This is a genomic window from Psittacicella gerlachiana (genome assembly GCF_003585965.1).
In the GTDB taxonomy this organism is placed as follows: Bacteria; Pseudomonadota; Gammaproteobacteria; order Enterobacterales; family Psittacicellaceae; genus Psittacicella; species Psittacicella gerlachiana.
Genome location: NZ_NRJF01000268.1, coordinates 1 through 7,269 on the forward strand (window position 1 = coordinate 1; position 7,269 = coordinate 7,269).

Genomic DNA, 7,269 nt, shown 5'->3' on the forward strand with positions numbered 1-7,269 from the left:
ATAATATATAGTTAAGCTTTATTTGTTTACTCTCAATTAAACTTTGGTAGCTTAAGAGTAAACAACAAATAAATTACTGGGCTGAGCTTTAAGTAAAGGAATTGTTGTTTTACGTTAAGTTATCTTTTTTCAATTATAAATATTTATTCAGAATTATGGCTATTAAAGATAAATACAAACGTCCACAGCGTGTTCCTGGTTGGATTCATATTATTCTTTTCTTGTTCTTAGGTATTAGTTTTGTTGAAACTGCAATTGGTTATGCTTCTGTTGTAGGTACTGTAATTGCTTACATCCTTTCAGCTGCGGTTACAGCTTTACTTTATCTCTTAACTCTTGATATTGGTAGACGTATTATTCGCGGTCAATCATTATTTGGAGTGGTGTTTATATTCTTTATTTTCAGCTTAATTACTTATGCTGGTAACTTTAATGCATTCTACACTCAGTTTAATAAATCTACAATTTTCCGCCAAGAGTTAACTTTACACAAAGTAGAATTAAATGAACTGCAAAGTCAAACTATTACCGCAGTATCTCACATTATTGCTCCTGAAGTTGAGTTAGAAAATAATGTTAAAAAATTAGTTGGACAGTTAGAAGCTCAAGTGCTTGATCCACAACGTCCAGGCTTTGGTCAACGTGCGAAACAATTGATTCAAGAAATTAGTAAAACTTTAGGACAACCTTTAACTGAGTTATCAACAAGTAATTACAGAGTTGCTTTAGAGGGGTATAAAAATCAAATCCAAAAAATTCTTGATACTCGTAAAGAAGATGGTAATTACCGTTATGCGATTAATTTAGCAAACCGTGTAAAAGTTGAAACTGACGCTCAGGTTAAAAGAATTGATGCTTTACTACAAAGTGGCTTAGAAAGTCGTATTAGAGAAGAAGGCTATGGCGTAATCCAACAATCAGTTGATGTTTATAATAAATTACGTAATGACGTAAATATTTATGTTAATAACGAAGAATTATTTAATTTAAAACCAGCTGTATTCGCTTCAGAAGAAATTGGAAAAATGAACTATGCGTTTGCTAGTGCTTTTAATGATTACTTATTTATTGCAATCTTACTTAGTGTGCTGGCATTCTTAATTGACTGGGTTGCAGCTTTATATCTAATCTTTATCTTCAGAGGTAATGTAAATTCACAAACTGATGAAGATCACCAAGCTCAAATTAGATCTCGTAGAGGTCGTACAAGTCTCGACTAGATTAGTTTTTTAAAGAAGCTAAGCGAGATAAATTCTTAGCTTCTTTTTTTAGTTTTCAAAGGAATTTAACCTATGTCAGGTAACAAGAATTTATTTGATGATTTTGAAAAATCATTTAATGAAAACTCAAATTCTACTTCTGAGAGTTCTAATCCTTTTGGTAGTGATTTTGATAGTAATTCATTTACTTCTAACGATAGCAAATCTAATTCTAGTGTAGATGGTTTCTCAAGTGATAGCTTTGGAAGCGATTTTGGTTCAACCACTTCTAGTAACGATTTTGGTAGTAATGATTTTTCAGGTACAAGCAATACTTTTTCAAGTAACAATGTAAGTGAAAGTTCTGAATTTGGTAGCTTTAGTTCAAGCAGTAATGATTTTGGTAATAGTGCTACTAATTCGGGTTCAAGTTCAAATACAACTGATAGTCAATTTGATAGTTTCTCTGGAAGTTCTTCATCATTTGGTGGCTTTAGTAGTTTCCAATCGAACACTGATGAGGAAGAAGAAACAGATAGTTTACGTCCAAAACGTAAAGAAGGTCAGACTGCAAAAATGACGTTAACTCGTGCAGAGTACTTAAAGCGTCTAAGTGAATTAAATAAAGATGCAGATCATAAGCACTTTGTGATTTTATTCGGTGCACCTGATACAGGAAAAACTTTCTTAATTGCGAATATCATTAATTACATGATGTCGCAGTTACCAGCGAATGTTAGATTATCTACAACAGCTTCAATTGAAGCTCAAAAACAATTTAACCTTTTCTTAGAATCATTTAACAATCCATATAACGAACGTAATTCGATTGGTCGTACTGCGACTTCTGAATTATTTGAGTTACCGATTGAGATTGAACCTAAAGATCGTAAAAAACCATCAATGGAAGTTACATTTATTGATGCTTCTGGAGAGAACTTTGCTCTAGCATATAAGTCAATTGATGATAAATATGCCGATAAATATAGAGGGGAAATTCCAGACTCAATTCGTGTAATTTTAGATTCTTATGTGAATAAGTACTTCTTATTCCTTTGGGATCATACTAAAGATTCTGGTGGTAATACAAGTGCTAAAGCTCCTCAAGTTGGGGTGTTACAAGCATTCTTTGATCAAATTTGTACTCGTCAAAATATGACTGGTCAAACTTATCACAAGTTATTAGTAATTGCAAAATCTGACTTAATTCCGGATAAAGTAAAAAGTGAATATGGTTATGATTCACGCTTATTTGCTGAAGATCCTGTAATTGAAAGACGTGCTATTTCAACATTTACTAAGAACTTCTTCTCCGAAAGTGAAGAAACTAATGCGTGTATTTTCTATTCTGCTGGTAAGCAAGAAGGAGATTTCTTCCAAGAAGAACATGAAAGTGCTGCTAAAGTGTTTAACTGGTTATACCAAAGTGCAACAGGTACAACTTTAAAACCAACTTTAAGTTTCTGGCAAAAATTAAAACGCTGGGGAAGTGGCGAATAATACTATATTTAAGGCAACTATGGCATAGCTCTAGTTGCCTGATTTTTAAGAAAAAGATAATATTGCAATTTAATCTATTGATTTTTAGTTAAATTTATTCTCATAAAAGCGAGATAAATCTAATAAATGGGTTAAAAAACTGGTTGTAAGAACCTAGAGAAACTATGAAATCTATTCCTTTTAACTTAGGGGTATTAGGGACTCCAAATGGCTTTCAGTGTGCTTCTTTATTTCCTGAGCGTATAAGTAAGCGTGTAATTGATCATTTAGATTTAATACTCTTAAATAAATTATTACCTAATCCAAAAAATAAACAACAAGAGTTTCCAATTTATGCTTTAACAAGCTTTACTGAAAATAATAAAGTTTATTTTGGGATGTCTCAATATACTTCTTGCTTTCAGGTAAATGGAAATCGTAGTGGTAATTTTTTCGGTAGCTTTTTTATTAGTGAGCAAATTCTTGTTCCTGAAGATCTAAATCGAATTTTTGTAGGATTAAGCAAAATTAGCAATACTTTACTAGAAAAAGGTATTGTAGTTGAAGATCGTTATACACAAGAACTAGATGAATTAAATTTAAATTTTATTGAAACAGGTCTTTATGCAAATTTAAATTTTGCTGGAATTTCTTATTCTTCTGCAATACAAAGCAATATTGATAAAAAGTTACTTATTATTTTAGATCCGCTTAAGAAAATCGAAGATATTGGTAGAAATCTTACTGAATTAACTATAGCTTTACATGAATCTCGAGCTTTAAATTTATTTAGTACGGTTTTATTAACTGCAGATGAAGAGGTAGTTAAGAGTATAGTTAGTGACGAAAGTAACTATATAGTGATTCGTCAAAACGATCTAAAAAGTGGGGCGAAAAAAGAGTTTGGAAATCGAAACTTATTTCAATTTATTATAGATTTCTTAGAAACTAATACTGAGAAATTAGTAAAAAATGAGGTGAATAAAGTAAGAGATCACGCAACTAAAGAATTAGCCTTACAAGAGAAAAACTTTAAGATCGTCCTTGAGAAACAAAAGGAAGAGTTTGAATCTACGTTAGAAAAATACATTAAAGATCTAAAAGTAAGTAAAGAACAAATAGTTGAAGCTAATAAAATAATTTCTAATTTAGAAAAGGATAAGAAAATTTCTTTAGAAAAGTTAGAAAAAGATCTTTTAGCTGCTTTTGATAAAGAATTAAGAATAAAAAAAGGTGAATTAGAAAATTTACAACAACAACTTGTAGCTAAAAGTAAAGAGTTTGATAAAAGCAAAGCTAATTTTGAAGCAAAAATTAACTCTTTAGTGGTAGAGTTCCAAAATAGAACCAAGCTTGAAGTGGAAAGAGTTAGTAATAATTTACGTCGTGAGCTTGATCTAAGAACTCAAGAGTTAAATACCCTTAAACCAAAGTATGAGCAATTAAATAAAAATCTTATTGAAACTGAAAGTAAGTATAAAACCTTTAGAAAGGAATGTGAAGCTACATTACAACGAGAATTTAACAATACTTTAGAAAGAGTAAAAGGTGAATTTGCGAAGAAAATCTCAGATGAACGAACTGTACATAAAGTTAATTTAGATAGATTGCTTAATGATCAAAACAAATTACTCAAAGCAAAAGAATCTGAGAATGACAAGCTTAAATCTGAGATTAATAGATTAAAGAGTGAGATTGGTAATTCTGCTCAAAGCAAAGAAAGTTTAATTAAAACTATTAAAGAGTCAGAAAGTAAGATAGAGCGTCAAATAGCCTTAGAAAAATCTCTCCGTAATGAAATTTTTGCAATTAAGAAAGAATACGAAAAGTTAGTTATCGAGAAAAATAAGTTAGCTAGTCATAATAAATCATTAGAAGAATTTAATGCTGATGAAAAATATAAAGCTAATGATTTTGAAGATAAATTAGCTAATGCGAATAAGTTAAAAGAACATTTACAAGTACAAGTAAATAGCTTAAAAGCAAGTAATGAAATTCTTGAAAAAGAGCTAAGCTCTAAAGAAAAAGAATTGAAGCGTTTACGCAAGATTGAAGATGAGCTTAGAGAACAGTTACTAGGAGCTAGTAATTCTCGTGAAATAGAGAGAAGTAAAACTGTTAATAAAGAGCAAACTCAAGAAGAGCAAAGTACAAAATCTAGTATTACTTACGAGGAAGAAAGAATTTCAGGATTATCGACTATTCCTGTCAATTTGTATCCAGAAGTGGCATACGTAGAAACGAAACCTCAAGATTTTAGTAAGTATAAGGTTGTTGTAAATAGTTTGGATTGGTCATACTTACAAAAAGTCAAACATTCGTTAGATAAATTACACAATTGTATTTTTAGTAATCAATTAAATGGGAAAACCTTACAAGAGAGTTTGTTTGGCAATTTTACTAAGTATGAACAATTAAGTGTAGTGTTAAACAATCTTGAGAGAGATTTTCTTATTCTTGAAGCTTTAACATTACAAGAGCATTTAGAAGCTTTTAGAAGTGATAAAGAGGCGAGATATAAGTATCTTCAGCTGTTTGTTTATGCTTTATATAGTAATTTATCTTCTTATATAAACTCAATTAATCTAGGAATATTTGTCGAGCGTGATCAACTTAACTATAGCCAATTAGAAGAAGTTATTACTGCAAGTAAAAACGGGCAAGATATCAATGTTTTATGTGAAAAACTTAAAGGTTTAGGAATCGATAAATATATATCAAATGAGAATATAAAAAGCTTAAGGGAATTACGCTCTGAGTTAATTGAGCAAGTTAATAATACAAAATCAGATAGATCTGCTTTTATGGTTTATCGTGGTTTATGTGCTTTATATCTTTTAAGATTTATTTACAAAGTAGTAAATTTAAAATAATTTTAAATAGGCCTTACACTTGTAAGCATTATCACAAGTTTTATCTAAAATAATTATGTCAGTAAACAATACTTTTAAGAACTTTAACTGGGGTTTAAACGGTGCTGATAGTGGTCACCAATATAAAATGGATGATGAGTTAAGATCTCTAATGATAGCTCATTCTCAGTTAGAAATTAACTCTAAGATAGACTTACCGTCAGGGAATAATATTACTAAACTTCTTGCTGACCCTGCTAAAGCAAGAAGCAAAGGGATTGTCCGTGTAAGTATTAATGTTTTACCTTTTAAAGTTGGTGAAACTAGTGCAGGGGTGAGTTTACTTGGTGATTTACGCTATTACTTTGGTTATTACCAGCCTGTATTCCAAAAAGAAGGAGACAGAACCGGTAACTACACGGGATCATTTGTTTTAACTAAACCTGGTGTAAAGCTCACAAATGAACAAATTATTCAGCCGATTTTAAATACTTTAAGTGGTTTAAATAGATATGTTCGTGAAACATTAGTTGATGAGGAAAATAATAGATATAAAGCTTCGTTAACTGAATCAGAGTTACCTAGTGTTCAATTCCAAAACCAATTACAAGATTTAGATCATCGTTTTGAGAATAATCGTAATAATGATCCATTACTTGTTCAGCAATTAGGTAAAGAGTTACCATTTGATTATCCTGCAAATACTCCTCTTGTGATTGATGCTAGTCAAGATTTAAATTCAATTGCCAGAGTAATTGCAATTGTAATAAACTCAGATATCTTTTATCAGTTTAGAGAAGTATACTTTGCTTTAGATCAGGAAGCTGTTGCAAGTTTTGGAGGTAAAGTATTAAATATTGTCGCATTTAATACATTGCTATTAAGTAAATCTTTCAACTTTACTAAACGAAATATTTTTAGTTTAGGTAAAGAACTTGGACAAACTAGGCAAAATTATGAAGCTAAATTAGTTAACTTACAGCAACAAGCTCAAGCTGAATTAAAAAATACTGAAGAAAAATTTAATGCTGAAAAAGTTAAATTAAACAATGATCTTGTAAATGCTCAAAATCAAATTACTAACTTATCAAATGATAAAAGTAACTTGATAGCAGATAAAGATAATTTAAAGAAAGAATTAGAGGAAGTTTCTCAGGAATTAAATGCTCAACTTAAAATAAATGAAAAAGAAAAAGAGAAATTAAATGTTATTTCTCTAGGTTTAGGTACGCAATTACAAAATCTTAAGCAAGCATTTGAGCAAAAAAATTATACTGAAGCTGAAAAATATCTTGTTGATTTTGAAGCTAACGACCCTGTAAAAAGTTTGTTAGTAAGCTTTAAACCTTATTATGAAACTTTACAAAATAAAGCTAAAGATCTTAGTAGCAAAGAAAGTACTTTAAAAAATGAATCAGCAAGACTTAAACAGGAACAAGCTGAGTTTCAAGCAAATAAGGCTACTTACAAACAAGCTATAGAAGTTCAAGATATTTTAATTAGAGAAAAGGTTATTTCTAATAATGAACCTAAAGATACCCTTAATATAAAATTAAGAGAAGCTTTAAAGCCTAAAGGAAATGGAGCTGTAACTTCTTTAGTTGGTGTTTTATTCTTTTTAATTGGGGTACTTGTTTTAGGTATTTCTTTCTATTTCATTACTCCGGTGAAAAAATTATTCTTATCTCCAGATGAGTTAGCGAAATTAGAAGCTCCTGAGCCTCCAAAATCTAAGTTAA

4 protein-coding genes are annotated in these 7,269 nt (G+C 30.1%); all 4 read left to right on the top strand.

Annotated elements, in window-relative coordinates; genetic code table 11:
- Nucleotides 1–155: 155 nt before the first annotated feature.
- Nucleotides 156–1,220, top strand: a complete 1,065-nt coding sequence (locus tag CKF59_RS07495; RefSeq protein WP_119535286.1) for a hypothetical protein — start codon at nt 156–158, stop codon at nt 1,218–1,220.
- Between the two features lie 72 nt (nt 1,221–1,292).
- Nucleotides 1,293–2,699 (top strand): hypothetical protein, encoded by a 1,407-nt coding sequence (locus tag CKF59_RS07500; protein WP_119535287.1) that lies wholly within the window; start codon nt 1,293–1,295, stop codon nt 2,697–2,699.
- A gap of 164 nt (nt 2,700–2,863) precedes the next feature.
- Nucleotides 2,864–5,551, top strand: a complete 2,688-nt coding sequence (locus CKF59_RS07505; RefSeq protein WP_119535288.1) for a coiled-coil domain-containing protein — start codon at nt 2,864–2,866, stop codon at nt 5,549–5,551.
- Nucleotides 5,552–5,606: 55 nt separating this feature from the next.
- Nucleotides 5,607–7,269, top strand: a 1,663-nt coding sequence (locus tag CKF59_RS07510; protein ID WP_147397153.1) for a coiled-coil domain-containing protein, incomplete at its 3' end; no start/stop codon positions are given.